Annotated in this window: 1 protein-coding gene; it reads right to left on the bottom strand. The window is 33.6% G+C overall.

Features of this window, described 5'->3' with window-relative positions:
- Positions 1 to 117 precede the first annotated feature (117 nt).
- On the bottom strand, positions 118 to 929 hold an 812-nt coding region (locus ABD792_RS19065; RefSeq protein WP_345008171.1), incomplete at its 5' end, for a restriction endonuclease.

Genomic DNA, 929 nt, shown 5'->3' with positions numbered 1-929 from the left:
AACGTTTGTACTTTTAATTTTCTTTTTGTTAAACGTCAAAACTTTGTTTTGGCGTTGCCTACTCAAAGAACAGGACTTTCAATTTATCACTTATTGCCCTATTGGCTATACACCTTGTTATGAAGCCGTGTGTTTAACTCTTATAGGTAAACTTTGTGCTACAATCTTTTTAAGTTTTTTGAAATTTACAGATTCCCGATTGTTTTCAGAGACTAAAACACCAAAGAAAATAAATCCTTCATATTCAACTGCACAGGCATATTCAGGTGCTACGTAATTTTCTATAATTGTTTTTCTTGTAGTTAATATTTTACCACCTTCTTCAATAGTCTCTATAGTATTTTCATAAATCTTGGATGTTTCAGAAAGCATTTCAACCTGCTGTTCTAGTAGTTTTGTAGGAGTCAGAGGATCTTTTTTTGTATTCCATATATTGAAATATGAAAATTCCTTTTCCTTATATGCTTTGTCAAAATCAAAACCTTTTCGATAGCTCCAAGCTAAGTTATCAAACCATCGATTTGCGTCAATTATCCAACCGAAAGCTGGCTGAATTATACAACCATAGTTTCCAGCATAAGGAATTGCCATATAACCTTGCAAATGATGTAAATCCTCTAACGAAAGTATGTCTAAAATAATCTGTGAAGGATCATTTTCAGCCCTACTATAAGCTAACTCTGAATAACCTAGAGGTGTGACTAAAATACCTTCTGAAGCATCAACGTCACTGCACATTGAAATAAAATCTTCTACGGCTTTAATATCAATTTTCTTTGAATAATACTTGGCGTCAACCAAGGTTCTAAACGTTTCACCTGCGATTGTTTGTGTTACTAGTACATCACATTGCCTTTCACCTTTAGAGTATTTACCTAGCACTTTGCTGTTGAATTCGCAAGTAGCACTTGGAAAGCTCTCTTTGATAT

The sequence above is a fragment of the Snuella lapsa genome (genome assembly GCF_039539345.1).
In the GTDB taxonomy this organism is placed as follows: domain Bacteria; phylum Bacteroidota; class Bacteroidia; order Flavobacteriales; family Flavobacteriaceae; genus Snuella; species Snuella lapsa.
This window is presented reverse-complemented; position numbering and strand designations above follow the sequence as displayed.